24 protein-coding genes are annotated in these 26931 nt (G+C 73.8%); 14 read left to right on the top strand and 10 right to left on the bottom strand.

The genetic code is table 11. The features are described from left to right. Nucleotides 1-7 precede the first annotated feature (7 nt). From QC283_RS20995 to QC283_RS20975, 5 genes are all read left to right on the top strand, one after another. Entirely contained in the window at nucleotides 8-1105 is a 1098-nt protein-coding gene (locus QC283_RS20995; RefSeq protein WP_279563137.1) for an AAA family ATPase, read from the top strand. Further along, a complete protein-coding gene (locus QC283_RS20990) occupies nucleotides 1102-3435 on the top strand; it encodes a DUF5682 family protein (RefSeq protein ID WP_279563136.1) in 2334 nt (777 codons plus the stop codon). The genes QC283_RS20995 and QC283_RS20990 overlap by 4 nt, the downstream gene beginning before the upstream one ends. Next, nucleotides 3432-4592 (top strand): VWA domain-containing protein, encoded by a 1161-nt coding sequence (locus QC283_RS20985; RefSeq protein WP_279563135.1) that lies wholly within the window; start codon nucleotides 3432-3434, stop codon nucleotides 4590-4592. Before QC283_RS20990 ends, QC283_RS20985 begins: the two co-directional genes overlap by 4 nt. Continuing rightward, nucleotides 4589-6547, top strand: coding sequence for a hypothetical protein (locus QC283_RS20980; RefSeq protein ID WP_279563134.1), 1959 nt, complete (start codon nucleotides 4589-4591; stop codon nucleotides 6545-6547). Before QC283_RS20985 ends, QC283_RS20980 begins: the two co-directional genes overlap by 4 nt. Nucleotides 6548-6928: 381 nt before the next feature. Continuing rightward, nucleotides 6929-7534: a class I SAM-dependent methyltransferase gene (locus tag QC283_RS20975; RefSeq protein WP_279563133.1), complete on the top strand. Its 606-nt coding sequence runs from the start codon at nucleotides 6929-6931 to the stop codon at nucleotides 7532-7534. 88 nt (nucleotides 7535-7622) lie between these two features. Here QC283_RS20975 and QC283_RS20970 read toward each other — a convergent pair whose 3' ends face one another. The 4 genes from QC283_RS20970 to QC283_RS20955 are packed head-to-tail and all read right to left on the bottom strand — an operon-like array spanning nucleotide 7623 to nucleotide 10899. Next, a complete protein-coding gene (locus QC283_RS20970; RefSeq protein ID WP_279563132.1) occupies nucleotides 7623-7874 on the bottom strand; it encodes a hypothetical protein in 252 nt (83 codons plus the stop codon). Continuing rightward, nucleotides 7867-9354: a tripartite tricarboxylate transporter permease gene (locus QC283_RS20965; protein ID WP_279563131.1), complete on the bottom strand. Its 1488-nt coding sequence runs from the start codon at nucleotides 9352-9354 to the stop codon at nucleotides 7867-7869. Before QC283_RS20965 ends, QC283_RS20970 begins: the two co-directional genes overlap by 8 nt. Nucleotide 9355: 1 nt before the next feature. Next, the gene (locus QC283_RS20960; protein WP_279563130.1) at nucleotides 9356-9916 is read right to left on the bottom strand and encodes a tripartite tricarboxylate transporter TctB family protein; all 561 of its coding nucleotides are present in this window, start codon (nucleotides 9914-9916) and stop codon (nucleotides 9356-9358) included. Further along, nucleotides 9913-10899 (bottom strand): Bug family tripartite tricarboxylate transporter substrate binding protein, encoded by a 987-nt coding sequence (locus QC283_RS20955; RefSeq protein WP_279563129.1) that lies wholly within the window; start codon nucleotides 10897-10899, stop codon nucleotides 9913-9915. The genes QC283_RS20960 and QC283_RS20955 overlap by 4 nt, the downstream gene beginning before the upstream one ends. Before the next feature lie 340 nt (nucleotides 10900-11239). Between QC283_RS20955 and QC283_RS20950 the strand changes: the two genes are divergently transcribed. Both QC283_RS20950 and QC283_RS20945 read left to right on the top strand, forming a co-directional pair. Then, on the top strand, nucleotides 11240-12886 hold the full coding sequence (locus QC283_RS20950) for a sensor histidine kinase (RefSeq protein ID WP_279563128.1): 1647 nt from the start codon (nucleotides 11240-11242) through the stop codon (nucleotides 12884-12886). Nucleotides 12887-13116: 230 nt separating this feature from the next. Then, nucleotides 13117-13830: a response regulator gene (locus tag QC283_RS20945; RefSeq protein ID WP_279563198.1), complete on the top strand. Its 714-nt coding sequence runs from the start codon at nucleotides 13117-13119 to the stop codon at nucleotides 13828-13830. On the opposite strand, the gene QC283_RS20940 is transcribed toward QC283_RS20945, so the two are convergent. Next, a complete protein-coding gene (locus QC283_RS20940) occupies nucleotides 13793-14383 on the bottom strand; it encodes a TetR/AcrR family transcriptional regulator (protein ID WP_279563127.1) in 591 nt (196 codons plus the stop codon). The genes QC283_RS20945 and QC283_RS20940 overlap by 38 nt on opposite strands. Before the next feature lie 196 nt (nucleotides 14384-14579). Between QC283_RS20940 and QC283_RS20935 the strand changes: the two genes are divergently transcribed. The 4 genes from QC283_RS20935 to QC283_RS20920 are packed head-to-tail and all read left to right on the top strand — an operon-like array spanning nucleotide 14580 to nucleotide 19429. Further along, complete coding sequence (locus QC283_RS20935; protein ID WP_279563126.1) at nucleotides 14580-15170, top strand: 2Fe-2S iron-sulfur cluster-binding protein; 591 nt, start codon at nucleotides 14580-14582, stop codon at nucleotides 15168-15170. Further along, the gene (locus QC283_RS20930) at nucleotides 15167-16159 is read left to right on the top strand and encodes an FAD binding domain-containing protein (RefSeq protein WP_279563125.1); all 993 of its coding nucleotides are present in this window, start codon (nucleotides 15167-15169) and stop codon (nucleotides 16157-16159) included. The genes QC283_RS20935 and QC283_RS20930 overlap by 4 nt, the downstream gene beginning before the upstream one ends. Next, nucleotides 16156-18306: a xanthine dehydrogenase family protein molybdopterin-binding subunit gene (locus QC283_RS20925; RefSeq protein WP_279563124.1), complete on the top strand. Its 2151-nt coding sequence runs from the start codon at nucleotides 16156-16158 to the stop codon at nucleotides 18304-18306. Before QC283_RS20930 ends, QC283_RS20925 begins: the two co-directional genes overlap by 4 nt. Beyond that, nucleotides 18299-19429 carry an XdhC family protein gene (locus tag QC283_RS20920; protein WP_279563123.1) on the top strand — a complete coding sequence of 377 codons (1131 nt, stop codon included), beginning with the start codon at nucleotides 18299-18301 and terminating at the stop codon, nucleotides 19427-19429. The genes QC283_RS20925 and QC283_RS20920 overlap by 8 nt, the downstream gene beginning before the upstream one ends. Nucleotides 19430-19478: 49 nt before the next feature. Here the strand turns inward: QC283_RS20920 and QC283_RS20915 are convergent, their stop codons facing one another. The 4 genes from QC283_RS20915 to QC283_RS20900 form a co-directional block, all read right to left on the bottom strand. After that, complete coding sequence (locus QC283_RS20915; protein WP_279563122.1) at nucleotides 19479-21254, bottom strand: glycoside hydrolase family 15 protein; 1776 nt, start codon at nucleotides 21252-21254, stop codon at nucleotides 19479-19481. Between the two features lie 4 nt (nucleotides 21255-21258). Further along, on the bottom strand, nucleotides 21259-22083 hold the full coding sequence (locus QC283_RS20910) for a polysaccharide deacetylase family protein (protein WP_279563121.1): 825 nt from the start codon (nucleotides 22081-22083) through the stop codon (nucleotides 21259-21261). Between the two features lie 123 nt (nucleotides 22084-22206). Next, a complete protein-coding gene (locus QC283_RS20905; RefSeq protein ID WP_279563120.1) occupies nucleotides 22207-23133 on the bottom strand; it encodes a DMT family transporter in 927 nt (308 codons plus the stop codon). Nucleotides 23134-23160: 27 nt separating this feature from the next. Beyond that, nucleotides 23161-24015, bottom strand: coding sequence for an SDR family NAD(P)-dependent oxidoreductase (locus tag QC283_RS20900; protein ID WP_279563119.1), 855 nt, complete (start codon nucleotides 24013-24015; stop codon nucleotides 23161-23163). A 156-nt stretch (nucleotides 24016-24171) separates the two neighbouring features. Between QC283_RS20900 and QC283_RS20895 the strand changes: the two genes are divergently transcribed. The 3 genes from QC283_RS20895 (at nucleotide 24172) to QC283_RS20885 (ending at nucleotide 26403) form a co-directional block, all read left to right on the top strand. After that, complete coding sequence (locus QC283_RS20895) at nucleotides 24172-25338, top strand: MGDG synthase family glycosyltransferase (protein WP_443032657.1); 1167 nt, start codon at nucleotides 24172-24174, stop codon at nucleotides 25336-25338. Between the two features lie 74 nt (nucleotides 25339-25412). Continuing rightward, complete coding sequence (locus tag QC283_RS20890; RefSeq protein ID WP_279563118.1) at nucleotides 25413-25799, top strand: DUF2267 domain-containing protein; 387 nt, start codon at nucleotides 25413-25415, stop codon at nucleotides 25797-25799. A gap of 85 nt (nucleotides 25800-25884) precedes the next feature. Beyond that, complete coding sequence (locus QC283_RS20885) at nucleotides 25885-26403, top strand: DUF1360 domain-containing protein (RefSeq protein ID WP_279563117.1); 519 nt, start codon at nucleotides 25885-25887, stop codon at nucleotides 26401-26403. A gap of 33 nt (nucleotides 26404-26436) precedes the next feature. Here the strand turns inward: QC283_RS20885 and QC283_RS20880 are convergent, their stop codons facing one another. After that, nucleotides 26437-26844 carry a DUF5997 family protein gene (locus QC283_RS20880; RefSeq protein ID WP_279563116.1) on the bottom strand — a complete coding sequence of 136 codons (408 nt, stop codon included), beginning with the start codon at nucleotides 26842-26844 and terminating at the stop codon, nucleotides 26437-26439. Nucleotides 26845-26931: the final 87 nt, after the last annotated feature.

Genomic DNA, 26931 nt, shown 5'->3' with positions numbered 1-26931 from the left:
CCCCGCCATGACCACAGTGAGCGACCCGCACCCGCCCCGCCTGCAGCGCCCGCCCGCAGAAGTGCGCCACGCCGACGAACTCGCCGAGCTGCGTGCCGGGGACACCGACCCGCGGCCGCCCGGCTGGCGGCTCAGCCTCCGTGCCGCCCTCCGCTTCGTGGTCGGAGACCCCGACGCCGGCATCAGCCGCAAGTTCGTCGGCAGCCCCTCCCTCGTCGAACGGGCCCTGGTGACCCTGGCCACCAACCGGGGTCTGATGCTCGTCGGCGAACCCGGCACTGCCAAGTCGCTGCTCTCCGAGCTCATCGCGGCAGCGGTCAGCGGCACCTCCACGCTCACTGTGCAGGGCGGCGCGGCCACCACCGAGGACCAGATCAAGTACTCCTGGAACTATGCCCTGCTGGTCTCCGAAGGCCCCTCCCGCCGCTCCCTGGTGCCCGCCCCCATGCTCCGCGGCATGGCCGAGGGACGCGTCGTCCGCTTCGAGGAGATCACCCGCTGCCCCCTCGAGGTTCAGGACTGCCTGCTCTCCCTGCTCTCCGAACGCGTCGTCGCCGTCCCCGAACTCGACGGCGACGACGGCATGGTCTTCGCCCGCCAGGGCTTCAACGTCATCGCCACCGCCAACACCCGCGACCGTGGCGTCAATGAGATGAGCGCCGCCCTCAAACGCCGTTTCAACTTCGAGACCGTCTTCCCGATACCCGACCTCGACACCGAACTCGCCCTCGTCGAAGCCGAGTCCACCGCTCTGCTCCGCGAGTCCGGAGTCGAGCGGGCACCCGACCGGGACGTCCTCGAGGTCCTGGTCGGCACCTTCCGCGAACTGCGCGACGCACCCGGCCAGGGCGACCGGCCCTCCGCGGTGATGAGCACCGCCGAAGCCGTCTCCACGGCCCACGCCGTCGGCCTGCGCGGCTGGTTCCTGCGCGGCGAGGCCGGCAACGCCGCCGACATCGTCTCCTGTCTCGCCGGCACCGCCGCCAAGGACAGCCCCGAGGACCTCGCCCTCCTGCGCCGCTTCCTCGAACAGCGGGCCCGCCTGCGCCGAGGCCCCCAGTGGCAGGCCCTCCACGAGGCCCGGCACCTGCTGGACCAACGGTGAGCGATGCCCGCGTCACCTTCCTGGGGGTGCGCCACCACTCACCGGCCTGCGCCGGCCTCGTCCGCCGCACGATCCGCGAACTGCGCCCGGCATACGTCCTGGTCGAGGGCCCCGCCGACATGAACGACCGGATCGGCGAACTGCTCCTCGGACACGAACTGCCCATCGCCGTCTTCAGCCACTACCGCGGCACCGAACGGGTCGTCACCTCCTGGGCCCCGCTGTGCGCGTACTCGCCGGAATGGGTGGCACTCACCGAGGGCCGTACCGCGGGCGCCGAGGTCCGGTTCATCGACCTGCCCGCCTGGCACCGCGCCTTCACCGACCGCCCCGACGGCGCGGCCAACCGCTACGCCGACGCCGAGGCCCGCTACAGCCGCGCCACCGAACGGCTCCGCGCCCGTTACCGGGTCGACACCGTGGACGCCCTGTGGGACCGCGTCTTCGAGATCGCCGATCCGGACGGCCTGCAGGACCGCCTGGACGCCTACTTCGCCCTGGTGCGCGGCGACACCGAGGCCGATGACGGGGACCGCGCCCGCGAGCAGTACATGGCCTCCTGGGTCCGTGCCGCAGTCGCACACGCCGGCAGCCGGCCGGTCCTGGTGGTGACCGGCGGCTTCCACCAGCCCGCCCTGCGCGCCCTCACCGCCGCTCCCGGCACGTCCGCGGGCGCGGCACCCGCCGCATGGCCCCCGGTGCCCGTCCCGCCCGACGGGGCCGCGGGGGGCAGCTTCCTGGTGCCCTACTCCTTCCGCCAGATGGACGCCTTCGCCGGCTACCAGTCCGGCATGCCGTCCCCCGGCTACTACCAGCACCTGTGGGACGAAGGCCCCGACGCGGCCGCGAAAACCCTCCGTCGCACCGTCGTGGAACGGCTCCGCGCCCGCGGCCTCCCCGCCTCCACCGCCGCCCTGATCTCCGCCCACACCCTCACCGAAGGCCTCGCCGCCCTCCGCGGACACCCCCGCCCCGCCCGAGTCGACGTCCTGGACGGCCTCGCCGCCGCACTGATCACCGACGACCTCGACCAGCCGCTCCCCTGGAACACCGACGGCCCCCTGAGGCCCGGCGCCCACCCCGCCGTCGTCGAAACGGTCGTCGCCTGCACCGGCGACCGCACCGGCCGCCTCCACCCCGACACCCCGCTGCCACCCCTGGTCCACCACGTGACCGCCGAGGAGATCCGCCTCGGCCTTGACGGCGACCGCACCCTCGACCTCGACCTCACCAACCCCCGAGGGCTCGAACGCAGCCGCTTCCTCCACCAGCTGCGCATCCTCGGCATCCCCGGCCACACCCGCCTCACCGGCCCCGACCACGGAGCCGACCCCCGCGACCACGAAACCTGGGAACCGCGCCCCCGCACCGGCCGCGACGCGGCACTGACCGAGGCCGGCGCCTACGGAGCCCGCCCCGACGAGGCCGCCACGGCCCTCCTCGCCCGCCGCCTCCGCGACACCGGTACAGCCGCCGACGCCGGGACCGCCGCCGCCTTCCTTTTCGACGCCGTCCTCTGCGGAGCGGGAACCCTCTCCCGCGACCTCCTGGACGGCCTCGCCCACCGGATCCGTACCACCGCCGACCCCGGCCCCCTCGGGCGGGCCCTCGCCGTGGTCCTGGGCCTCTGGCGCCATGACCGCGTCTTCGGTACCGCCCGTGACCCGCTGCTCGGCACCGTCCTCGACCACGCCGTCGACCGGCTCTTCCACCTGGTGGAGGGCCTCCACGGCGGCCCGCCCGGCGTCGACGTCCCCCGTCTGCGCGCCCTGACCACCGCCCGCGACGCCCTCCTCCACGCCGCACCCGCCCTTACTCTCACCCCGGAAACCGCCGCCGCGACCGCCGCCCGTATCGCCCGCGACCGGCACGCCCCCGCCGACCTGCGCGGCGCCGCCCTCGGCCTGCGCCGCGCCCTCGGAGCCCTGGCCGAACCCGCCGGCGAGGCCGAAGCGTTCGCCGTCGCGGCCGACCCCTCCGTCCTCGGCGACTGGCTGGCCGGCCTGCTCGCCCTCGCCCGCGAAGAAGTCCTGCGGCCCGCCCCGAAGGGCGAACAGTCCCTGCTCGACACCCTGGACGGCGTCGTCACCACCATGACCGACGACGTCTTCCTCCACGCCCTGCCCGCCCTGCGTCAGGCCTTCGCCTTCTTCCCGCCCCGTGAACGCGAACGCGTCGCACAACTCCTCCTCGACCGCCGGAACCTGCACGGCTCCGCCCGCACCCTGCTGCGCACCACCGCCGACCCGCTGCTCCTCGCCCGCGCCGCGGCCCTCGAGGAACACACCGACCTCCTGCTCGACCGGCACGCCCTCGGAGCACCCCGATGACCCCCGACGACCCCCGCGCGGGACTGGAACGCTGGCGGCTGATCCTCGGCGCCCCCGCCGAACGCCGCACCGGCGGCCTCGACGGCCCGGACGCCGCCCGCGACACCGCCCTCCAGTGGCTCTACGGCCGCGACGACGAGCTCGCCCGCCGTGGTGAACGCCGCGGCACCGCCGACGGCCGGGAGGGCGGCGACGGCCCCTCCACGCTCGCCGTCGTCGACTGGCTCGACGACATCCACCGTCTCTTCCCCCGGGAGACGGTCGAACGCCTCGAACGCGACGCCGTGGAGACCTACGGCATCGACGAGATCGTCACCGATCCCGACGTTCTCCTCCGCGTGGAACCCAGCACCAGCCTGCTGCGGGCCGTGCTGCGCACCAAACACCTGATGAACCCGCAGATCCTGGCCGCCGCCCGGCGCATCGTCGAAGCCGTCGTGCGCGACCTGACCGAGCGGCTGAGGCCGGAGATCCGGCGCGCCCTCACCGGAGCCCGCTCCCGCCGCCCCAGCCGAACCCCCCGCGCCCGGGACTTCGACTTCAGGGCCACCATCCGCGCCAACCTCGCCCACTACCGGCCCGAGGACCGCCGCATCCTCATCGAGCAGCCGCACTTCCACTCCCGCACCCGCCGCCACATCGAGCAGTGGCAGCTGATCCTCCTCGTCGACCAGTCCGGCTCCATGGCCGGATCCGTGATCCACTCCGCCGTCACCGCTGCCTGCCTGTGGGGCCTGCCCGGACTGCGCACCCACTTGGTCGCTTTCGACACGCAGGTCGTCGACCTCACCTCCGACGTCACCGACCCCGTCGAACTCCTGATGAAGGTCCAGCTCGGCGGTGGCACCGACATCGCCCGCGCCGTCGACTACTCCGCCGGCCTCGTCGACAACCCGCGCCGCACGATCGTCGCCCTGATCACCGACTTCTACGAGGGCGGTGACGCCCACCGTCTGACCCGCACCGTCCGCGACCTGACCGGACAGGGCGTCACCGTCCTCGGCCTCGCCGCCCTCGACGAGGAGGCCACCCCCTCCTACGACCGCGACCTGGCCGGCCGTCTCGCCGAGGCCGGCGCGCACATCGGCGCCATGACCCCGGGCCACCTGGCCGAATTCGTCGCCGAGAGAATGGCCCACGGAGGACGAACGGCATGACCCGCACCGACCTGCTCGCCCTCACCCCCGACACCCTCGCCGCCCTCGCCAACCGCGGCCTGGTCAAACGCGCCGCCAAGGACCTCGACGCCGGAGCAGGCCCCGACCTGGACGTCACCGGCGACCACACCGTGCACGGCTGCTTTCCCGACGGCACCGAGACCCGACTGCCGCCCGGCGCCACCCTGCAGGACGCCCGCTGCAGCTGCGAGGCCCACGGAGTCTGCCGCCACCGCATCGGCCTCGTCCTCGCCTACCAGCGCACCGCGACCGCGGCGGACACCCCGCGGCCTTTCACCGACTGGTCCCCCGGAAGCATCGACGACACCGCCCTCGCCGAGGCCTTCGGCCGGCCCGCCCTCACCGCAGCCCGTCGCACCCGCGACCGCGGCTACCAGGCCGTCCTCCACCGCCCCACCCCCGCCGACCCCGTTCCCGCCGTCGAACTCCCCGCCTGCACCGTCCGCTTCCCCGTGCCCCACCGCCCCGGCTTCGCCGTCACCGACGCCGCCGAGCCGCTGCGCGGCGCGACGGTCGTCCTTGCCGTCTGGGCCTTCCGAGCCGCCGACTCCGAGGGCAGCGACCGAGTCACCGTCGGAGGAAAGGAAGCAACTCCGGACAACGGCGACAGCGCCCACCGCACGGCCATGGACCTCGTCGACGAACTCCTCGTCGAAGGCGTCCCCCAGGCCGGCCCCGTCCTGGACGGAACCCTCCGCCGTGCCGGCGCCGCCCTCACGGCCGCCGGACGCCACTGGCCCGCCGCGGCCCTCGAGGGGGTACGCCACCAGCTCGCCGAGCACGCCGCCCGCGGCGCCCGCCACGACCGCGAGACCCACGCCCTGCTCCTCGCCGAACTCCACGCCCGCCACCGCGCCGCCCCCACCGACCCCGCAGCCGTCCTCGGCACCGCCGAGACGGCCCGCACGGCCTTGCGCCGCGTCCGCCTCGTCGCCCTCGGCTGCCACGTCGACGGCTCCGCCCGCGACCGCACCGCCGACGTCTTCTTCGCCCACCCCGATGCCGGTATCGTCCTCGTTCTGCACAAACGCTGGGAGCTGCCCGACGGTCAGGCGCCCACCGGCCACGACCTCGGCTCCCGCAGGATCCTCGGTACGAACCTGCGCACCCTTGCCGCCGCCAACGTGGTCAGCGAGGCCACCTCCCGCACAGCCGGCCGCGCCGTGGAGATCTCCCGCGGCCGGATCGCCACCACGTCCGTCACCCCCGTCGGCACCGCCTGGGACGACCTGCCGCCCGGACTGCTGGTCACCGACCTCGCCGCACAGTTCCCCGCCCCCGGTACTATCCCTCCCCGCCTCGTCCGCCCTCGGGTGGAGGCCGAGTCCATGCGCGTCCTCGCCGTCGCGGAGGCCGGACCCGTGCGGTACGACCCGGCCGGACAGCGCCTCGAAGCCGTCCTTCACGACCCGGCCGGCAACGAGGCCCTGCTGAGCACCGCGCACAACCCCCACTGCCCCGGCACCCTGGACGCCCTGGCCGACGCCCTCGCCTCCGGCACCGTCGACCGGATCAGCGGTTCCCTCCGCCATGACCGGGGCAGGGTCCTTCTCGCCCCTCTCGCCGTCCGCACCTCCCACGGCGTCCTCGTCCCCGACCTCGCCCCCGGCGACGGCGACACCGCCCTCCCCGTCGCCCCGCACCCTCCGGACGACCCCCTCACCACCGCTCTGGAACAGGCCCTCGCCGCCCTCGCCGAGGCCGCCCACCACGGCCTGAGGAACCTGACTGCCACCGACCACGACACCCTCGAATCAGCAGCCGCCCTCCTGCACCGCACCGGCTTCCACACCACCGCGGACCAGGTCTCCGCCGTGACGACCACCCTCCGCACCCACGGCCCGGCCCCCGCCGCTTCCCACTGGCACACCGCCGTCATCCGCCTCGCCACAACCCTGGAACTCCACCGGACCGGCCCGTACACACCGCCGTGACGGGAGAAGATGGTCCGGTGCGTTTACGTCGAGCCCCAGCATCTTGTGCACGTCACCCTCGACCAGCTCTCGGTTCGGTGGGACAGGCCGGGCCACGCGGGGCGGGCGGCGGCTGGTGGCGCCGACGCGGAGGCCGTCCTGGCCGGAGACGGAGCCGACGGCCGGGGTCAAGAGGCCCTGTGTGGCCGCGGATGTTCCTCACACTCAGGCGAAGCGGGGGAAAGACGCGCGGGTGGCCACCGATCCGAGATCCGGGATTCGCACGGCACCGCGATCGAAGTGGTGCTCCCGCTGCCCCCCGTGAGCCGGGAGGTGCGGGCGCGTAGCGGGACCGGCCAGCCGCCAGGTGCGGGTTTCGTCCCCCGGTCTACAGTTGGCCTCATGAGTCGCTGGACGGAGATGGCAGGGAAGACATCCGGGGAGGACTACGCCGCACGGTTCGCGAGCCTGGCCCGTAGCGGCGAGGACGTGCACGGTGAGGCACGGTTCTGCGCGGCTCTCGTGCCTGCCGGAGCGCGGGTGCTGGACGCCGGGTGCGGTACCGGACGGATCATGATCCGGCTCGCGGAGCTCGGGTACGACTGCGTCGGGGTGGATCTCGACGAGTCGATGCTGGCAGTGGCGCGGGAGCAGGCGCCGGGACTGCCCTGGTTCCAGGTCGATCTCGCCGAGTTCGAGCCGGCCTCCCTCGGTTTCGCCTCGGACTTCGATCTTGTCGTCGCCGCAGGCAATGTGTTCCCGTTGCTCACTCCCGGCACTGAGGCCACGGTGGTCAAACACCTGTCCGCGGCCCTGCGCCCGGGCGGCCTGCTGGTCGCCGGATTCGGCCTGGTCGAAGCTCACCTGCCGGTGGAGCCGAGCCTCACGCTGTCGGAATACGACGACTGCTGCGCCGCGTCCGACCTCACCCTCGTCGACCGCTTCGCCACTTGGGACGCCGACCCGTACGACGGGGGCGGTTATGCCGTCAGCGTCCACCGTCGGTGAGGACGGGCCGGACGTCTCGATCACCGCTTCCGCCGGGTCCGGCGGCTGACGAACGTCCCCGAGGGTTCTCCTCCGACGCGTGAATCGGCTACTCGACCAGGTGCCGGTGCGTCTTGCTCCGGTCGATCCTTTCGCCGAGTTCGGCCAGGAGGCCGTCGGCAACCCAGGTGGCCTGGGGCTCGTGCCCCTGCTCGGCCAGCCGGCGCACGAGGTCGGCGTCGTCCTGCTGTCTGGCGATGACGGCGCCGACGACGCCCGCGGTCGAGTCGACGGGCTGCGGGAGGCGACTCGGGCGAAACCGTGGCCAGAGCCTATGGTCGGTGACCGCCGGGTCAGCCACGTCCCCGGCGCACCAGCCGTTTCAGCAACGGCCACGCGAGCAGCAGCACGATGACCGCGTACACCGTCACCGCGAACGGCGTGTCGACCAGACCCGTCACGCTGCCGTCGCTGATCTGCAGGGCCCGGCGCAGCTGCTGCTCGGCGTTCGGCCCGAGGATGACGCCGATCACGGCCGGCAGGATGGGCAGGCCATAGCGCCGCATGCCGAAGCCGATCAGGCCGATGATCAGCAGGGTCACCAGGTCGACGACCTCGCCGCCGACCGCGTAGGCGCCGACCGCCGCGAAGAACATGATCCCCGCGTAGAGGTACGGCCGCGGGATGCGCAGCAGCTTGGCCCACACCGGTGCCAGCGGCAGGTTGAGCGCGAGCAGCAGCACCATGCCGACGAACAGGGACGCGATCAGGCCCCACACCAGCTCGGGTTCGCGTTCGAAGAGCAGCGGGCCGGGCTGGATGCCGTACTGCTGGAAGGCGGCCAGCATGACCGCCGCGACCGCCGTCGTCGGCAGCCCCAGGGTCAGCATGGACACCAGCGTGCCCGCCGCCGAGGCCGACGCCGCCGACTCCGGGCCGGCCACGCCCTCGATGGCGCCCTTGCCCCACTCGTCCTTGTTCTTGGACAGGCGCTTCTCCGTGACGTACGACAGGAACGTGGGGATCTCCGCGCCGCCCGCCGGGATCGCGCCGAACGGGAAGCCGATGAACGGGCCGCGCAGCCAGGACTTCCAGGTCCGCTTCACATCGTCACGGCCGAGCCAGGGACGGCCCACCGGGATCGGCTCGGCCGCCCCGCGCCGCAGGTGGGCCGCCACCCACAGCGCCTCGCCGATCGCGAACAGACCGACCGCGACGATCACCACGTCGACACCGTCCGCGAGTTGCAGCGAACCGAAGGTCAGCCGCTGCTGTCCCGTCATCTGGTCCAGGCCCACCAGGCCGATCGTCAGACCGATCAGCAGAGAGGCCAGACCTCTGACCCGCGACGAACCGAGCACCGACGTCACGGCGATGAACGCCAGCACCATGATGGCGAAGTAGTCCGGCGCTCCGATGTCCACCGCCAGGTCGGCGACCGTGGGCGCCAGCGCCACCAGCAGGATCGTGCCGATCATGCCGCCCGCGAAGTGACCGATGGCGGCGGCGGCCAGCGCCTGGGCGCCGCGCCCCGCCTTGGCCATCGGGTTGCCCTCCATGGCCGCGACCACGGCGGCGCTCTCGCCGGGGGTGTTGAGCAGGATGGAGGTGGTCGAACCGCCGAACATCGCTCCGTAGTAGATGCCCGCGAACATGATGAACGCGGCGACCGGATCGAGCCCGTACGTCACCGGCAGCAGCAGTGCCACCGCCATGGCGGGGCCGATGCCGGGCAGGACGCCGATGGCCGTGCCGAGCAGCACACCCAGGGCGGCCCACAGGAGGTTGAGCGGGGACAGGGCCGTCCCGAAGCCGTCCATGAGGGAGTTCAAGGCGTTCATGTCAGAGCACTCCCATCAGCGGACCGCCGGGCAGGGGTACGCCGAGCAGCTTGTCGAAGACGACGTAGGTGAACAGGGACAGCACCGCGGCGATCAGCGGGTCGCGGTCCACGCGGCGGCTCCCGAGGGCGAAGGCGGCACCCCAGAACAGCAGCGCCCCGGCGAAGGGGAAGCCGGCCGGCTCGATGAGTACGGCCGCGCCGAGGAAGATCCCGGAGAGCAGCAGCACCGTGCGCCAGTCGGCCGGCTCGGACAGGTCGATGTCCTCGCCGCCTTCGGCCTCGCCCCGGCCGCCGCGCAGCACGTCGACGGCGAGCAGCGCGGCGATCACCAGCAATCCGACGCCGACCACGATCGGCACCGTCTTCGGGCCCACCGGCCCGCGCTGGGTGATGTCGACGTCCATGGTCAGCGCGTCGGTCAGGACGAGCACGCCGAGCGCCAGCAGCAGTACGCACACGCCCAGTTCGGAGTGGTCGCGCAGCCACGAGCGCCGCTCGGCCGCCGGGGCAGGGGGCGGGGGAGGGGTCGGGTCCGGGGAAGGACCGGTCCGTGTCGTCACAGTCCCAGCTCCTTCAGTACCGACACCACGCGCTTGTCCTGGGCATCCAGGAACGCGCCGAACTTCTCACCGGTCAGGAAGGCGTCGTCCCAGCCGTTCTGGTCCATGGACTTCTTCCATTCGGGGGAGTCGTGCAGCTCCTCGACCAAGCGGGTCAGCTTGTTCCGTTCCGCTTCGGAGAGGCCGGGCGGGGCGACGATGCCGCGCCAGTTGGTGAAGTCCACGTCGTAGCCGGACTCCTTCAGTGTCGGCGCGTCCTTCAGGTCGTCGACCCGCTCCGGGCCGGTCACCGCGAGCACCCTCAGCTCGCCCGCCTTGATCTGGTCCAGGTACTCGCCGACGCCGGAGACCCCGAAGCCGACCTTGTTGCCGAGGATCGAGGCGAGCAGCTCGCCGCCGCCGTCGAAGGGGATGTAGTTGACCGACTTGGGGGAGATCCCGGCGGCCTGCGCCATCAGCATGGGCGCGAGGTGGTCGGGCCCGCCCGGCGACGAACCGCCGCCGACGGGGAGCTTGCCCGGGTCCTTCTTCCAGGCGGTGATCAGTTCGTCGATCGTCTTGTACGGCGAGTCCTTGCCGACCACGACGACGTCCTGCTCCTCGGTGAGCCGCGCGATCGGCGTGGTGTCGGCGAGGGTCTTGGGCGCGTGGTTGGAGCGGACGGCGCCCACCACGCCGAGGCCCATGGACATGGCGAGCTTGCCGTTGCCGTGTTCGCTCACCAGCCGGCTCAGGCCCACGGTGCCGCCCGCGCCGGGCAGGTTGAACACCTCGATGTTGTGCGTGAGCCCGGCGTCCTCGGCGTTCTTCGCGGCCGTGCGGGCGGTGATGTCGTAACCGCCGCCGGGCGTGTTGGGGACCATGAAGCGCAGGCCGGGGATCTGCGTGCCGGTCTCGGCGTCGCTGCCCGTGGAGAGCAACGGCGGTCCCGCGAGCACGAGCACGGCGGCCCCGAGCAGGGCAAGGGGGGTGCGCAGGCGCACGTATGACACCACCTGTCGGTTGGGTAGATCGGGTTGGGGAAAGCCCTGTGGGGGAGGGTGACGTGGGCCACATGGTGCCCGCGGACCGGCGGCCTGTCTTCCTTGCGGAACCAAGGGAGGTTGTGGTCTTTGCGGTCGCCGGCGAATCGCCCGGTGCCGTGCCGGTACGTCCCCGGTGCCGTGCCGGTGCATCCCCGGTGCGTCCCCGATGCGTCATCGGCACATCGCCGGTTCATTGCGAAGACGACACATCCCTTTTCTTCGCCGCAGGTGGGCGCCATGATGGCGACCCGGCACACCTGCCGCTGCCCCGCCCCCGTCAGTCGAGATCGAGTCCGCCGTGGCCCCCACCTTCCGCCGTCAGACCCTCGCGGGCGAGATGCTGGTCCTCCAGCTCGCCATCGTGGTGGTGGTGCTGCTCGCGGTCGCCGCCGTCTCGCTGGCCCAGTCCAAGGCCACCTTCAACCGCGTCGAGGGCCGCCGGGTCGCCGCTCTGGCCGAGCAACTGGCTGCCACGCCGCTGGTCCGCAGCCAGCTCCTGAGCCCCGTGCCGCAGGAGGCCCTGGCCCCGCTGGTGAACTCCACGCAGACCCAGTCCGGGGTCACCTCGGTCACGGTGGCCGACGCCGACGGCCGCGTCGTCAGCTCCACCGACCCCACGATGATCGACGGCCGGCTGCCGCGCGGCGAGGGGGCCGCACAGGGGCGCGGCTGGTCGGGCCCGCTCACGGTGCAGGGCAGCCGGGAGCTCGTCGCCCAGGTGCCGGTGCTCGGCGACACCCGGCAGACCCTCGGCCGGCACCTCGGCACCGTGATGGTCGGTGAGGCCGATCCGACGGTGTGGCAGCGGCTCAGCGGCGCCTCCTCCTACCTCCTCGCCTACCTCGGCATCGCCAGCGGGCTGGGCGTGGCCGGTTCCTGGCTGCTCGCCCGGCGTGTCAAACGACAGACCCTCGGCCTGGAGCCGCGCGAGATCGCCGGTCTCGCCGAGCACCGGGAGGCGATGCTGTACGGCATCGCCGAGGGCGTCGTCGCCCTCGATCCACAGCACCGGCTCACGCTGGTCAACGAGATGGGCCGGCGCCTGCTCGACCTGCCCGCCGACTGTGTGGGCCAGAGCCTGGACGGCCTCGGCATCGACGGGAGGCTTCGCGACGTCCTGTCCGGCGCCGCGGCGCACGAGGCCGAGCCGCGCGACGAGGTCGTGGTCCGCCACGGCCGGGTCCTGGTGATGAACCGTATGACCGTCACCAAGGACGGCCACCCGCTCGGCTCGGTCACCACCCTGCGCGACCGCACCGAACTGGCCCGCCTGGAACGGGAGATCGGCTCCTTCCGCAGCACCTCCGAACTGCTGCGCGCCCAGGCCCACGAGTTCGCCAACCAGCTGCACACCATCTCCGGGCTCATCCAGATCGGCGAGCAGGAAGAGGTGGTGCGCTACATCCGCGCGCTCAACCAGCGCCGCCAGTCCCTGGACGTCACCCTCAGCCGCCGGGTCCGCGACACCGCCGTCGCCGCGCTGCTGACGGCGAAGTCCTCCCTCGCGGCGGAGCGGAGGGTCGCCCTACGGGTGTCGGACCGTACGGCGCTCGACCGGCTCGCTCCCCAGGACGCGGCGGACGTGGCGACCGTGGTCGGCAACCTCGTCGACAACGCCGTGGACGCGGCCGCGGCGCCCGGCGCCGACCACGATGCCTGGGTCGAGGTCGAGCTGCGGCAGGACGCCGCCAGCGTCGAGATCGTGGTCCGCGACTCCGGGCCCGGCGTGGCGCCCGAACTGGCCCGCGAGGTCTTCTCCCACGGCTTCACCACCAAGGCCGCCCGGCAGGGCGAACGCGGCATCGGCCTGGCGTTGACCCGGCTGGTCTGCGAGCGTCACGGCGGTGAGATCTCGGTGACCAACACCCCCGAGGGGGCCATGTTCACCGCACGCATGACCGTCAGCCACCTCACCGACGCGGTGGCGGAAGGAGCAGCACGATGACGGGTACGAGCGGCACAGCCGACGCGAGCACCTGGGCCGGTGGGACCGACGGGAGCGCCCGGACCGGCACGGCCGACGCCGTCACCTCGACCGGTACGGCACACGCGCGTACTTCGGCGGGTTCGGCCAGCGCGGCCGTTACGGCGGGTTCGGCCAGCGCGGCCGTTACGGCGGGTCCGGCCCCCGCGGCCGCCACGGCGGGTTCGGCGCCCCAGACCGTCGGTGCCGGGATCGGCGTGCTCGTGGTCGACGACGACTTCATGGTCGCCCGCGTCCACCGCGCCTTCGTCGAGCGCGTCGAGCCCTTCCGGGTCCTCGGGGTCGCCGGCACCGGGGAGCAGGCGCTCGCCGCCGTCGGGGAACTGCGCCCCGACCTCGTCCTGCTCGACCTGTACCTGCCGGACGTCTTCGGCCTCGACGTCATCCCCAGGCTCCGCGCGGCCGGTCACGACTGCGACGTCATGGTCATCAGCGCGGCCAGGGAGGCGGACGCGGTGCGCGGCGCCGTCCGGCACGGCGTGGTCGACTACCTGCTCAAACCGTTCGAGTTCGAGGACCTGCGGGTCCGGCTGGAGCGCTACGCCGTCCAGCGCGGCAGGCTGCTCGGCACGGTGGTACGCAGCCAGGCCGACGTCGACCGCGTACTCGCGGGAGCGGCGGCGCCGGCCGCCGCGGTACCGGCACTGCCCAAGGGAATGAGCGTGGAGACCGCCGAGCTGGTTGAACGCACCCTCCGTGAGGCCGACGGCACCCTGTCCGCCAGCGAGTGCGCGGCGCTGACCGGCGTCTCCCGGGTCAGCGCCCGACGCTACCTGGAGTACTTCCACACCGTCGGCAGCGCGGAGGTCTCCCTGCGCTACGGCGTGGCGGGCCGCCCCGAGCGCCGCTACGTGTTCCGGGGCGCGGTCACCGGCCAGGTGCTCCCGCCCGCAGTCCGTCCATGACGAAGTCCAGGAACCGGGTGGCCCGCGGCTGCCAGTCCTCGCCGGGATCGATCAGCCAGAGACCGCCGATGACGAGGAAGAAGTCGTCCGCGGAGATCCCGGGCCGGATGGTGCCGGCCGCCTCGTTGGCGCGGAGCAGGAGCTGGGCCGCGTCCATGACCGGAGTGGGGCGCGGTTTCTCCGGCCCTCCGGGCGCGCTGGTGACCAGCCGGATCGCGTCGGCCAGGCCGGCCTTGGTCATGGCGAACCCGGCGAGGCGGTCCATCCACTCGCGCAGGGCCTGTTCGGGCTCCCGGGTGGACAACAGCTGGGGCGCGGCGTCGGCCACCTGCCGCATCTCGTAGCGGTAGACCTCCAGGACCAGTGCCTCGCGGTTCGGGAAGTTGCGGTAGAACGTGCCCTGTCCGACGCCCGCCTTCTTGGCGATGGAACTCAGCGGGGCGTCCGCGCAGCGCGTCAGCTCCTCCGTGGCCACGTGCAGGATGCGCTCGCGGTTGCGCTGGGCGTCCGAGCGCAGGGGAGTGTCCGGCTTGTCCTTCTTCGATTGCGGCACTCGTCCTCCTCACGGGTTCGTGGCTGAATCCCGTTCTTGCTAAGCGGACAACTGTCCGTTACGTTTCCAGTGAGCGGACAGCTGTCCGGTTACCTGCCCACTCTAGCGGCGGATGCGACCGGTGGCCTCCGACCACACACGAACCCACCGCCTACAGCCCGTTTTCTCTGTCACCAGACACAACAGAAGGCTGCTCATGGCCCCAGTGACCCCGCCGGCGTCCAGCGCCGTCACCCTGAACATCAACGGTGAGAAGCACCAGCTGACCGTCGACCACCGCACCACCCTGCTCGACGCCCTGCGCGAGCGCCTTGATCTCACCGGCACCAAGAAGGGCTGCGACCAGGGGCAGTGCGGCGCCTGCACCGTCCTGGTCGACCAACGCCGCGCCGTCTCCTGTCTGAGCCTCGCGGTCGCCGCCGACGGACGCGAGATCACCACCATCGAAGGCATGGCCGAGGGCGACCGGCTGCACCCGGTGCAGCAGGCCTTCCTCGACCTCGACGGCTACCAGTGCGGCTACTGCACACCCGGCCAGATCTGCTCGGCCGTCGCCGTCATCGAGGAGCACGCGGCGGGCTGGCCCAGCGCCGCCACCGACGACGTACGGCCCGAGGCCGGACCACCACCCCTGACGCCGGACGAGATCCGCGAACGGATGAGCGGCAACCTGTGCCGTTGCGGCGCCTACGTCTCCATCGTCCAGGCGGTCGCCCGCGCGGCCGAGGCCCATGAGGCGAACCGGGACGAGTCCCGGACGGAGAACGCGAAGGAGGCGGCGGCATGAGGGAGTTCGGCTACCAGCGCGCCGACGACGTCTCCGGCGCGGTGGCGCTCCTCGCCGCCGATCCGGACGCCCGTTTCCTCGGCGGCGGCACCAATCTCGTCGACCTGATGAAGACCGGCGTCGAACGCCCCGCCCGCCTCGTCGACGTCCGCGAACTGCCCCTGGACGGCATCGAGCCGACCGCCGACGGCGGCCTGCGCGTCGGCGCGACCGTGACCAACAGCGACCTCGCCGCCCACCCCGAAGTGCGCCGCCGCTACCCGGCGCTGGCCCAGGCGGTCCTGGCCGGCGCCTCCGGTCAGCTGCGCAACATGGCCACCGTCGGCGGCAACCTGCTCCAGCGCACCCGCTGCGGCTACTTCACCGACGTGAGCAAACCGTGCAACAAGCGCGTCCCCGGCAGCGGTTGTCCCGCGATCACGGGCGAGCACCACAACCACGCCATCCTGGGCGCCTCCGACCACTGCGTGGCCGTGCACCCCTCGGACATGGGCGTCGCCCTCACCGCCTTCGACGCCGCCGTCACCTACGAAACCGCGGACGGGCCGGGCGAGTCGCCGCTCGCCGACTTCTACCTCCCCGTCGGCGACACCCCGGACCGGGAGACCGCCCTCCCGCCCGGCGCGCTGATCACCGGCATCACCCTGCCGCCCACCCCGGTCGCCGCCCGCTCCCGCTACCGCAAGGTGCGCGAGCGTGCCTCTTACGCCTTCGCGATCGGCTCGGTCGCCGCCGCGCTCGACATCGAGGACGGTGTCGTCCGCGACGCGCGGCTGGCCTTCGGAGCGGTCGCCTCCCGGCCCTGGCGGGCCCGCGCGGCCGAGCGCGTGCTGATCGGCCGGCCGGCCGGCGGCGACACCTTCGCCGCCGCCGCGGACGCCGAACTCGCGGCCGCGAGGCCGCTGCCCGACAACGGATACAAGGTGACCCTCATGCGCAACCTCGCGGTGGCCGTCCTGACCGAACTCGCCGAGGAGGCCGCCCGATGACCACCGCCACGACCGGCCGTACGACGGTCGAGGGCGCCGTCGGCACCGCGCACACGCGCGTGGAAGGCCGCGACAAGGTCACCGGAGCGGCCCGCTACGCCGGCGAGATCCCCTTCGCCGACCTCGCGCACGGCTGGCTGGTGCTGTCCACCGTCGCCCGCGGCCGCATCCGTTCCATCGACACCGATCCGGTCCTCGGCATGCCCGGCGTGCTCGCCGTCCTCCACCACGGCAACGCCCCGCGCGTCGACACCGACTACGTCGGCATGCTGGGCATCCCGCCGGACCCGACCGCCGCCGTCTTCCAGGACGACCGGGTGCCGCACGCGGGATGGCCGGTCGCCCTCGTCGTCGCCGGGACGCCCGAGCAGGCGAGGGAGGCCGCCGAGACACTCGTCGTCAGCTACGACGAGGAACCGCACGACATCGCGCTCTTTGCCGACCGCACCGACGCCTACCCGGTCGACGGACACATGCCCGCGGAGACCGAGAAGGGCGACCTGGCGGCCGGCCTCGCGGCGTCCGCCGCCGTGGTGGACGAGGAGTACACCACCCCCGAAGAGCACCACAGCATGATGGAGCCGCACGCGGCCACCGCCCTCTGGGACGGCGGCCGGCTGGAGGTCGTCGACTCCAACCAGGGCACCACCTGGGTCCAGGGCGAACTCGCGAAGATGTTCTCCCTCGACGAGTCCGCGGTGCGGGTGCGTTCCGAACACGTCGGCGGCGGCTTCGGCAGCAAGGGCCTGCGCGCCCACCAGGTCTCCGCCGTGATGGCCGCGACCGTGCTGCAACGGCCGGTACGGGTGGTGATGACGAGGCGCCAGATGTTCTCGCTGGCCGGCTACCGCAGCCCCACCACCCAGCGCGTCCGGCTCGGCGCCGACCCCGACGGCCGACTGCGCGCCCTGGAGCACCGCTCGCTCAACCAGACGTCGACCTTCTACGAGTTCGTCGAGCCCGGTGCCGGTGTCGCCAGGATCATGTACGACGCCGACGCCCACCGCACGGCCAACCACGTCGTACGGCTCGACGTACCGTCCCCGACGTTCATGCGCGCGCCGGGCGAGGCGCCGGGGTCCTTCGCGATCGAGGCGGCGCTCGACGAACTCGCCGAGCGCTGCGGCGTCGACCCGATCGAACTGCGGCTGCGCAACGAGCCGGAAACCGGCCCGGTCTCCGGGCTGCCGTTCAGCAGCCGCAACCTGGCCGCCTGCTTCCGCGAGGGAGCCCGCCGCTTCGGCTGGGCGGAGCGCGATCCGCGCCCCGGGGTGCGCCGCGACGGGCGCTGGCTGCTGGGCACCGGCACGGCGGCGGCCTCCTTCCAAGCGGGAGCCGCTCCGTCCACCGCCCTCGTGACCGCGGAGGCGGACGGCACCTTCACCGTGCGGATCTCCGCCGCCGACCTCGGCACCGGCGCCCGCACCGCGCTGACCCTGGTCGCCGCCGACGCGCTGGAGGTCACGCCCGAGCGGGTCCGGGTCCGCATCGGGGACAGCGACTTCGGACCGGCGATGATCGCGGGCGGTTCGATGGGCACCCGCTCCTGGGCCTGGGCGATCACCATCGCGGCCGGCGAACTGCGGGAGCGGCTCGCGCTGGGCACGAGCATCCCGCCCGAGGGCATCACCGTACGCTCCGACTCCACCGAGGCCCTGGGCGCCCTCGCGCAGAAGGAACGGCACTCCTTCGGGGCCCAGTTCGCCGAGGTCGCCGTGGACACCACCACCGGCGAGGTACGGGTGCGCCGCATGCTCGGCATCTTCGCCGCGGGCCGCATCGTCAACCCGCTCACCGCACGCAACCAGCTCGTCGGCGGCATGGTCTGGGGCATCTCCATGGCCCTGCACGAGGAAGCGGTCCGGGACCGGGCGAGCGGCGGTCTCTACGGCCCCGACCTCACCGGCTACCACGTCGCCACGCACGCCGACGTCCCGGACGTCGAGGCGGACTGGGTGGACGACCCCGACCCGGACGACCCGGTCGGGATCAAGGGTGTCGGCGAGATCGGCATCGTGGGCGCCGCGGCGGCCGTCGCCAACGCCGTCTGGCACGCCACCGGCGTACGCCACCGGAACCTGCCGATCCGGCCCGACCGCGTGCTGTCGGCGACGGTGCCCACCGCCGGGGGCGGGACGGATGCTTGACATCGCCGACGAGCTGGACCGCTGGCTCGGTCAGGGCCGGGAGTTCGCCGTCGCCACCGTCGTCTCCGTCGGCGGCAGCGCCCCGCGCGGGCCCGGCGCCGCCCTCGCCGTCGACAGCGAGGGAACGGTGATCGGCTCGGTCTCCGGCGGCTGTGTGGAGGGCGCGGTGTACGAGTTGTGCGCCGCGGCCCTCCGGGACGGCGAGACGGTGCGCGAACGGTTCGGATACAGCGACGAGGACGCCTTCGCGGTCGGGCTGACCTGTGGCGGGATCATCGACGTGCTGGTCACGCCGGTCGGCGCGGACGCGCCCTGGCGGGAGGTGTTCCGGGCGGCGCTGTCGACCGCGGCCCGGGGCCGGGCCGCGGCCCTCGCCCGGGTCGTCCAGGGGCCGGCCGGCCTCCTCGGGCGGTCCCTGCTCGTCCACCCGGACGGTTCGTACGAGGGCGGTCTCGGCGGCCATCCGGACCTGGACCGCACGGCGGCGGCCGAGGCCGGGGCCCTGCTGGACGCGGGCCGCACCGGCACGGTCGGTCTCTCGGAGGACGGTTCGCACTGTCCAGGCGGGCTCACGCTGCTGGTCGAGTGCAGTGTGCCGCCGCCCCGCATGATCGTCTTCGGAGCGGTCGACTTCGCGGCGGCGCTGGTGCGGGCCGGCAAGTTCCTCGGCCACCACGTGACGGTCTGCGACGCCCGGTCCGTCTTCGCCACCCCGGCCCGCTTCCCGGAGGCGGACGAGGTCGTCGTCGACTGGCCGCACCGCTACCTGCGGAGTACGCCGACCGACGGACGCACGGTGCTGTGCGTGCTCACCCACGACGCCAGGTTCGACGTGCCGCTGCTGACGGAGGCCCTGCGGATGCCGGTCGCGTTCGTCGGCGCGATGGGCTCGCGCCGCACCCACGAGGACCGCGACCGGCGGCTGCGCGAGGCAGGCCTGACGGAGCACGAGCTGTCCCGGCTCCGTTCGCCGATCGGCCTGGACCTCGGCGCCCGGACGCCCGAGGAGACCGCGCTGTCCATCGCCGCGGAGATCGTCGCCGCCCGGCGCGGCGGCACGGGCGTGCCGCTGACGGGCGGGGCGGAGCCGATCCACCGGGACCTGACCGGGGCGGCTGCCTGACGGACCGGGCGGGACGAGTGCCCAGGGGGGCGGGCGCTCGTCCGCCGGGTCAGGGCAGCACCGACTCGCCGGCCAGGCGGACGGCGCACTCCAGCATCATCGCGTGCACGAAGGCCTGCGGAAGGTTGCCGCGCAGCTGCCGCTGGCGCACGTCGTACTCCTCGGCGAACAGCCCGGGCGGTCCGCAGGCCGCCCGGGTGCGCTCGAACCAGCGGAACGCGCCGGCCCGGTCACCGACCCGGTGCGTGGCGAGCGCCATCGTGAACCCGCAGAGCAGGAAGGCCCCCTCGGCGTCACCGAGCGGCTCCCCGGGGTGTTCGAAGCGGTAGAGGTACCCGTCCTCGGCGAGGCGGGACTCGATGTACGCGCGGGTGGCGGCACCGTCGTCGTCCCCGAACGCGCAGCCGCGGGCCATCGGCACCAGCAGCGCGGCCTCGGGCCCGTCGTCGTCGGCGGCCCGCCGCCAGCGGCCGTCGGCGTCCAGGCACCGGCGCCGGGTCTCCCCCAGCACGGTGGCGGCGAGCTCGGCGCAACGGCGCCCCGCCTTCCCGGGCAGTACGTCCCCCATGCGCCGCAGACCGCAGACCACGCTCAGCCGGGAGTGGGTCCACCAGCGGTCCTCCAGTTCCCACAGTCCGGCGTCCGGCTTGAGCCACTGCCGTTCCACGACGTCCACGGCCACGGCGGCGGCCCGTTCCGCTTCCTCGGTCAGCCGGTCGTGCGCGGCCGCCGCGGCGAACAGCTGCAGCGCCTCGCCGAAGGTGTCCAGCTGGAACTGGGCACCCGCGTCGTTGCCGACGTGGTCGGTGCCGCCGGGATAGCCGGGCAACCGCAGGGAACGTTCCTCGCCGACCGGCCGCCCGTCGACCGTGTAGGCGGGGCGGACCTTGTCGCCGTCCTCCAGGATGCGCTCGGCGACGAAGCGCGCGGCGTCGTCGGCCAGCGGGTGCGGGCCGTGCGCGGCGACCGCGAGACCGGCGTAGCACTGGTCGCGCAGCCAGGCGAAGCGGTAGTCGTAGTTGCGTCCGCTGTTGGCCCGCTCCGGCAGGGACGTGGTCGCGGCGGCCACCATGCCGCCGGAGACGCTGGTCAGCCCGCGCAGCACGGCGTACGCGTGCTGGGCGTCGCGTGGTGCCACCAGCCGCGAGCAGTCCGGGACGGCCCGCCGCCACTCGCGCTCCGTGGCCCGCCACAGCGCGCCGGCGTCGAGCGGTCCGGTCTCCTGCCCTTCGGCCAGTTCCAGTACCAGGTCGTGTGTCTCACCCTCGCGCAGCCGGAACTCGCCGCACAGTCCGGCGCCGGCCCGCCACACCGCCTCCGGGGCCCCGGCGAGCCGCATCCGCAGCCCTTCCGCCTCGGCCGTCCAGACCCCGTCCTCCCGCCGGTGGCCGCGCATCCGGCGGTCTCCGAAACCGGGCCGCGGGTCCAGGTCCAGGCACAACCGGGCCTCGCCCCGCTCGACGCACATCCGGCGCAGCAGGACGAGCCGGTCGGTTCTGGCGGGCAGGGCCAGGGCCTCACGGCATTCGATCACGCACTCGGTGGTCACCCACCGGCTCACCCGGATCAGTGTGCCCTCCTCGTAGGAGCCGCCCCAGACGTGCCAGGGGTCCGCCGGCTCCACGGCGAAGTGCCCGGCGCCGCCGATGAGCGCGGAGAACACCGCGTCGTCGTGCCACCGCGGGGCGCACAGCCACACGATCCGGCCCCGCGGGTCCAGGACCGCGCCACGCTCACCGTCGGCGAGCACGGCGTATTCGCGCAGGGCCCAGGGAGGAGACGCCGGATCCGGCGTCGCCGCGCACTGATCGTCTCTGTCCGTCATGACGCTACGGCTGTCCCGGCGCCGCCGACCGAAACGGCGACGCCCACGACACCGCCGGGGCGCCTACCGACGGCCCGGCTCCCGGGTACGGGGCCGTCCCGGCCACTCCGTGCTCGTCCAGCGGCCCCACCGTCAGTCCCGCCTCGCGGCAGTCGCGCACGATGTCCGGCAGGGCGCCGAGGGTGGCCCGCCAGCTGCCCGGGGCGCAGGCGTGGTCGGTGTCGTGCAGGAGGATCGTGCCGCCCCCGCGCAGATCCGCCGCGACGGTCGCCCGTACCGAGGCGGGCGTGGCGTCCTGCCGCCAGTCCCTGCCCCACGCGGTCCACAGCACCGGCCGCAGTCCGGCCCGGCGGGCGGCGGCCCAGCGCCCGGAGGTGAGGATGCCGTAGGGCGGGCGGTACCAGCGCGGGAGGCGACCGGCGGCCTCGGCCACCGCGCGGACGGCGCGCAGCAACTCGCGCGTGTCCCGCGCCGGCGACGGCAGCCAGGGGCGGTCGTGCGACCAGCCGTGAACGGCGAGTTCGTGCCCCCGCCGGGTCAGTTCGCGGGCCGGCGCCGGGTGACGTACGACGTTCTCGCCCAGGACGAAGAACGTCGCGCGTACGCCGAGCCCGTCCAGCAGGTCGAGGAAGTGCGGCGTGGACGCCGGATCGGGGCCGTCGTCGAAGGTCAGGGCGATGTGGTCGGGGCGGCCCTGTCCGGCCAGGCCCGGGAACCGGCGCCGGCGCAGCCCGGGCAGCCAGGTCGCGGCCGGACCGATGTGGGCCAGCGCGACGACGACCGGCGCGACGGCGTACACCGCCGGTCCGGCGTGAGACCTCTCACGCATCCGTGTGCCTCCCTGTCCTCAACGGTTGTGCCGTTCCGGCGTTTCGTCGGCCCGCCGTTCCGGTGCTGGGCTGTTCCGTGGTGTGGCTGTTCCGGGGTGTCGCCGTGTCGCCCGGTGGGGTCGTCATGGCCCCGGCCGCTCCTGTGTCCGGCTGCCCGGCCCGGGGCCGTCCCGCGCCGCCGGCACCGTGTCCCACGCGCCGTGGACCGACGGCGCGCGGGCCAGTCCGACGCTGCCGAGCCCGATCAGTGCCACGCCGATCAGCTCGGGCAGCACCCGCACCCCGAGGGCGATCTGTTCGCCGAACAGGGCCCAGCCGAGGGCGACGCTGGTCAGCGCGTCGCCGAGGGTCAGCGCCGGCTGTGACGCCGCGAGGGTCCCCGCCCGCAGCGCGCTCTGCAGCAGCAGGAAGCCGATCACCCCCACCACCGCCGTGGCGTACGGCGGCCACTGGGTCAGGACGGCACCCACCCCCTGGGGAAGCCGCCCGGTGACCTCCTTCAGCAGCCCCGCCGTACCGCCGAACGCCACCGCGGACGCCGATCCGAACAGCGCGGCCCGGGGCGCGCCCCGTACCAGGCTGCCGATCGAGGCGAAAGCCGTCACCACGACGAACAGCGCCAGACCCGCCCAGCCCCATCGGCCCGGGGACGCGGTGTCATGGCCGGCCGACGGCGCGGCGGCGCCCAGGAACAACGCGAGCCCCACGGCCAGGGCCACGAACGCCAGCCAGGTCCGCAGGTCGGGCCGCCGGTGGAAGACAACACTGCCGACCATCAGGGTGAACAGCAGCTCACTGGCCATCAGCGGCTGGACGACGGCCAGACTGCCCACCGCCAGCGCGGCCGCCTGCAGCACCGTCGTCAGCGCCAGCAGCGCCGCGCCTCCCACCCAGTACCGGTCGCGCACCAGCCGAAGCAGTGAGCGCACCACCGTGTGGACGGCGCCCGCCCGGCTCTCGTCCTGCGCCGCGGCCCGGCGCTGCAGTACCGACGCCGCCGCGTTGGACAGCGCCGCGAACAGGGCCAGGACGACGCTGAGGACACTCACCGCCGCGCGCTCCCGCTCATCCGGAGCTCATCCGAACCGCGCCGCCAGCCGCCGGTACAGCCCCGGAGCCGCGCCCCGTACCCGGCACGGCAGTCGCAGCCAGCCGGGCACGTAGACCTCGTCGCGGCTTCGCGCCACCGCCGTCCGCACGGCGTCGGCCACCCGCTCGGCGGGTACCGGACGCGGCCAGGAACGCAGATAGGGGGCGCCGCGGCGTTCGAAGAACGGGGTGTCGACGACGCCGGGGACCACATGCGTGACCCCCACGCCGGTGCCCCGCAACTCGTAGCGCAGGGCGTCCGCGAAGGCGCCGACCGCGGCCTTGGCGGCGGAGTACACGGCCTCGTCGCGCACCGCCACACTGCCCGCCAGCGAGCCGACGAGCACCACCCGCCCCGACCCCGCCTCCACCATGCCCGGCAGCACCAGTCGCACCAGTCGCAGCGTGGCCAGCACGTTGACGTCGAGCACCTCGTCGATGGTGTGCGGGGGCATGTCCAGGAACTCCCCGGCCCAGCCGACCCCGGCACCGGCCACCAGCAGGTCCACCGGCCCGACCGTGGCCAGCGTGAAGTCGGCGAGCCGCCGGTCGGCGCCGGGGAGGGTGAGGTCCGCGGCGAAGGCGGTGGCCGACGCGTTCTCGGCGACCTCGCGCAGCCGGGACGGGTCACGTCCGCTGAGCACCAGCCGCCAGCCGCCCTCGTCGCTCAGCCGACGGGCGACGGCCGCGCCGATGCCGGAGGACGCCCCCGTCACGAGGGCCGTGCGCGTCCGCGTGCCCCGGGCGCCGGCGGGCTCCCGCCGAGGCCTGGCGTGGGCCGCGTCGGGCGCGACGGCCGGCGGGCCGGGGACGGGCCGGGGGCGGGAGAACGCATGGACCATGGAACCACCTTGGCTCGGGGCGGACGCCGGGTAGCGACCGACCAGGCGGTCGGGCTCCGGCGTCCGGCCGGACGGGCGGTCACGGAGTATCCCTGACAAGAAGTCCGAAACGCCCGCTTATGAGGTGGTTTGGAACGTGCCGGGCGGGCAACCTGGATCGCCGTGCATCCTCGCAGCTCATCAGCGCCCCGCCGCCCGGCGGCCCCAGACGCCCCGGGCGAGGGCAGACGGCTGCTGGTGGTCAGCGCGAGCATGGGCGCGGGGCACGACACGGTCGCCGCCGAACTGGTCCGCCGGGCTCGGGAACGCGGTGACGACGCCCACGTCGTCGACGTCCTCGCGCTGCTGCCGTACGGCGTGGGCAGTGCGCTGCGGCGCTTCTACCGCGGGTCGGTACGCCACTTCCCCTGGGCGTACGCCGCCCTGTACCGCCTGTTCCTGCGCCCGGGCGCGGGCCGTCGTCCAGGCGGCACGCCGCTCGCCCGGCTCGCCGGCGGCCGGCTGCGCGAGCTGGCCGAGCGTACGGGCGCGGACGTGGTCGTCCCCGTCTTCCACCTCGGCGCCCAGCTGACCGGCCATCTCCGCGCCCGGGGCCTGCTGTCCGTGCCCAGCGTCGTCCTCGTGATCGACTTCGCCGTCCACCGGCAGTGGCTCCATCCGGGCAACGACCACTGCCTGTGTCTCACGGATGACGTGGCGCGCGAGGTGCGGGAGAGCACCGGCACGTCCGCGTGGACGTGCGGCCCGGTCGTGGCCCCGGAGTTCTCCGCCGACGCTCCCGGAGCGGCCGGGTGGCGGGGGCTGTTCGACCGTCTCGGTCCCGGGCGGCCCGCCGTGGTGGTGTCCGCCGGCGCCTGGGGTGTGGGCTCGCACCTGGGCGCCACCGTCCGGCACCTGACGAACCACGGCATCCTGCCGGTCGTGCTCTGCGGGGACAACGAGAGGCTGCGCCGCGAAATGTCCGGCACACCGGGTGTGGTCGCGCTGGGCTGGGTGACGGACATGCCCGGCCTGCTGCACGCCGCCCGCGCCCTGATCGACAACGCCGCCGGCCAGACCGCCGTACAGGCCCTCGCCGCCGGACTGCCGGTCGTGGGGTACCGGCCGATACCCGGACACGGCGCGGACGGCGTCCGGCGGATGGCCGCGCTGGGTGTGTCGGACGTCGCCGAGGACGAGACCGTGCTGCTCGGCACGCTGCGCCGGCTCACCGCCCCGGGACCGGCCCGGACCGAGCGGATCGCCGCCGGACACGCGTTGTTCAGGGAAGACGCCATGACCCGGGTGGCAGCCCTCGCAGACGCGGAGCGAGCACGCCGGTGAGGCCGCGCCGGTTTCCCCGGCCCGGGCGGAGGGCACCCGGTCCGCGGCGAGAACCGGCGGAAGGAGGCGACGCCGTGCGGCTCGACGAATTCCTGACCCTGGTCCGCGATCGCGGCGAGTACCACAGCGACGAGGAGGCCGAGCAGGTCAGTACGGCCGTCCTGTGGGTGATCGCGTCCCGCATAGCCCCGGAGGAGGCAGCCGGTCTGGCCTCCGACCTGCCCGCGCCCCTGGACGACGCGCTGCGCCTGGAACGCGGGCGCCCCGAGTCCTTCGGCCGCGACGAGTTCCTGCGGCGCGTGGCGCAGCAGACCGGCGCCCGGCCGCGCACCGCCGAATGGGACGCGGGCGCCGTGCTCTCCACCCTCACCGAAGCGGTGCCCGGCGAACGCGTCCACGACCTGCTGGCCCACCTGCCGGCGGACTGCGCCGACCTCTTCGGCGGGCCGGCGCCGTACTGAGAGCGGTCCGCGGGCACGCGTTGGAGACGAGAGGAAGCGGGCACCCGGTCCCGGCGAAGATGCGGTCCCCGCACAGGAGGCATTCATGACGGACGGCGAGCAGCACCACGACGCGTGGCGCTCCGGCGAACGCTACGACGAAGAGGGCGACACCCCCCTCGGCGGATACATGGCACTCGCGACGACCTTCGTGGCGGGAGCCGGAACGTTCGCCGCGATCGCGTGGCGCCGCGGGCTGCGACTGCCGGACACCGTCCCGGCCTGGGACGTGGCCCTGCTGGGAACGGCGACGTTCAAGGTGTCCCGACTGCTGACCAAGGACAAGGTCACCAGTTTCCTGCGGGCGCCGTTCACCCAACGCGAGCGTGAGAGCAACGCCAACGAGGTGATGGACGCGCCGCGCGGCAGCGGCCTGCGCCGTGCCGTCGGAGACCTGGTGTCCTGCCCGTTCTGCACCTCCACCTGGGTGGCCGGCGGGCTCGTCGGCGGCTACGCCGTCGCGCCCCGGGCCGCCCGGCTGCTGTGCGCGGGCCTGAGCGCCGTAGTGCTGTCGGACTGGCTGCAGTACGCGTGGAGCGTGACGGAGCAGAAGGCCGAGGAGTGAGCGCGTGACCGGGCGGAAGGCCAGGAGTGAGCGTCAGTCGCGCTCGGCGCTTTCGGCCCGCTGCGCGCGCTCGGCGTGCAGCTCCTTCACGCGAGCCGCCTCCTTGCGCACGTCGGCCTGGACGGCCTGCTCCCGCTCCAGCCACTCGGGGCGCTCCTGCTTCAGCGCCTCGATCTGCTCCGTGGTGAGCGGTTCCGCGACCCCGCCCCGGTGCAGACCCGCGATGGAGACACCGAGCTTGGACGCGACCACCGGCCGCGGGTGCGGGCCGTCGCGCCGCAGGTCCCGCAGCCACGCGGGCGGGTCCGTCTGGAGCGCGTTCAGCTCGGCGCGCGTGACGACGCCCTCCCGGAACTCGGCGGGTGTGGCCTCGAGGTACACACCCAGCTTCTTCGCCGCGGTCGCGGGCTTCATGGTCTGGGTGTTCTGGTGCGACGTCATGGTGTCAAGGGTATCGAGCGTCTGCGCGACCGCCGACCACGCCCGGGAGCGTGACCGCCGGCTACGCGCGGTGACCGCGGTTCCCGG

Source organism: Streptomyces sp. DH41 (genome assembly GCF_029813785.1).
Taxonomy (GTDB): Bacteria; Actinomycetota; Actinomycetes; order Streptomycetales; family Streptomycetaceae; genus Streptomyces.
This window is presented reverse-complemented; position numbering and strand designations above follow the sequence as displayed.

What these genes read in the sequence shown, in the direction of transcription:
- QC283_RS20935 (WP_279563126.1), top strand. Translation starts at nt 14,580, where the DNA reads ATGGCCCCAGTGACCCCGCCGGCGTCCAGCGCCGTCACCCTGAACATC.
- QC283_RS20980 (WP_279563134.1), top strand. Translation starts at nt 4,589, where the DNA reads ATGACCCGCACCGACCTGCTCGCCCTCACCCCCGACACCCTCGCCGCC.
- QC283_RS20975 (WP_279563133.1), top strand. Translation starts at nt 6,929, where the DNA reads ATGAGTCGCTGGACGGAGATGGCAGGGAAGACATCCGGGGAGGACTAC.
- QC283_RS20995 (WP_279563137.1), top strand. Translation starts at nt 8, where the DNA reads ATGACCACAGTGAGCGACCCGCACCCGCCCCGCCTGCAGCGCCCGCCC.
- QC283_RS20965 (WP_279563131.1), bottom strand. Translation starts at nt 9,354, where the DNA reads ATGAACGCCTTGAACTCCCTCATGGACGGCTTCGGGACGGCCCTGTCC.
- QC283_RS20915 (WP_279563122.1), bottom strand. Translation starts at nt 21,254, where the DNA reads ATGACGGACAGAGACGATCAGTGCGCGGCGACGCCGGATCCGGCGTCT.
- QC283_RS20880 (WP_279563116.1), bottom strand. Translation starts at nt 26,844, where the DNA reads ATGACGTCGCACCAGAACACCCAGACCATGAAGCCCGCGACCGCGGCG.
- QC283_RS20885 (WP_279563117.1), top strand. Translation starts at nt 25,885, where the DNA reads ATGACGGACGGCGAGCAGCACCACGACGCGTGGCGCTCCGGCGAACGC.
- QC283_RS20920 (WP_279563123.1), top strand. Translation starts at nt 18,299, where the DNA reads ATGCTTGACATCGCCGACGAGCTGGACCGCTGGCTCGGTCAGGGCCGG.
- QC283_RS20985 (WP_279563135.1), top strand. Translation starts at nt 3,432, where the DNA reads ATGACCCCCGACGACCCCCGCGCGGGACTGGAACGCTGGCGGCTGATC.
- QC283_RS20900 (WP_279563119.1), bottom strand. Translation starts at nt 24,015, where the DNA reads ATGGTCCATGCGTTCTCCCGCCCCCGGCCCGTCCCCGGCCCGCCGGCC.
- QC283_RS20930 (WP_279563125.1), top strand. Translation starts at nt 15,167, where the DNA reads ATGAGGGAGTTCGGCTACCAGCGCGCCGACGACGTCTCCGGCGCGGTG.
- QC283_RS20925 (WP_279563124.1), top strand. Translation starts at nt 16,156, where the DNA reads ATGACCACCGCCACGACCGGCCGTACGACGGTCGAGGGCGCCGTCGGC.
- QC283_RS20910 (WP_279563121.1), bottom strand. Translation starts at nt 22,083, where the DNA reads ATGCGTGAGAGGTCTCACGCCGGACCGGCGGTGTACGCCGTCGCGCCG.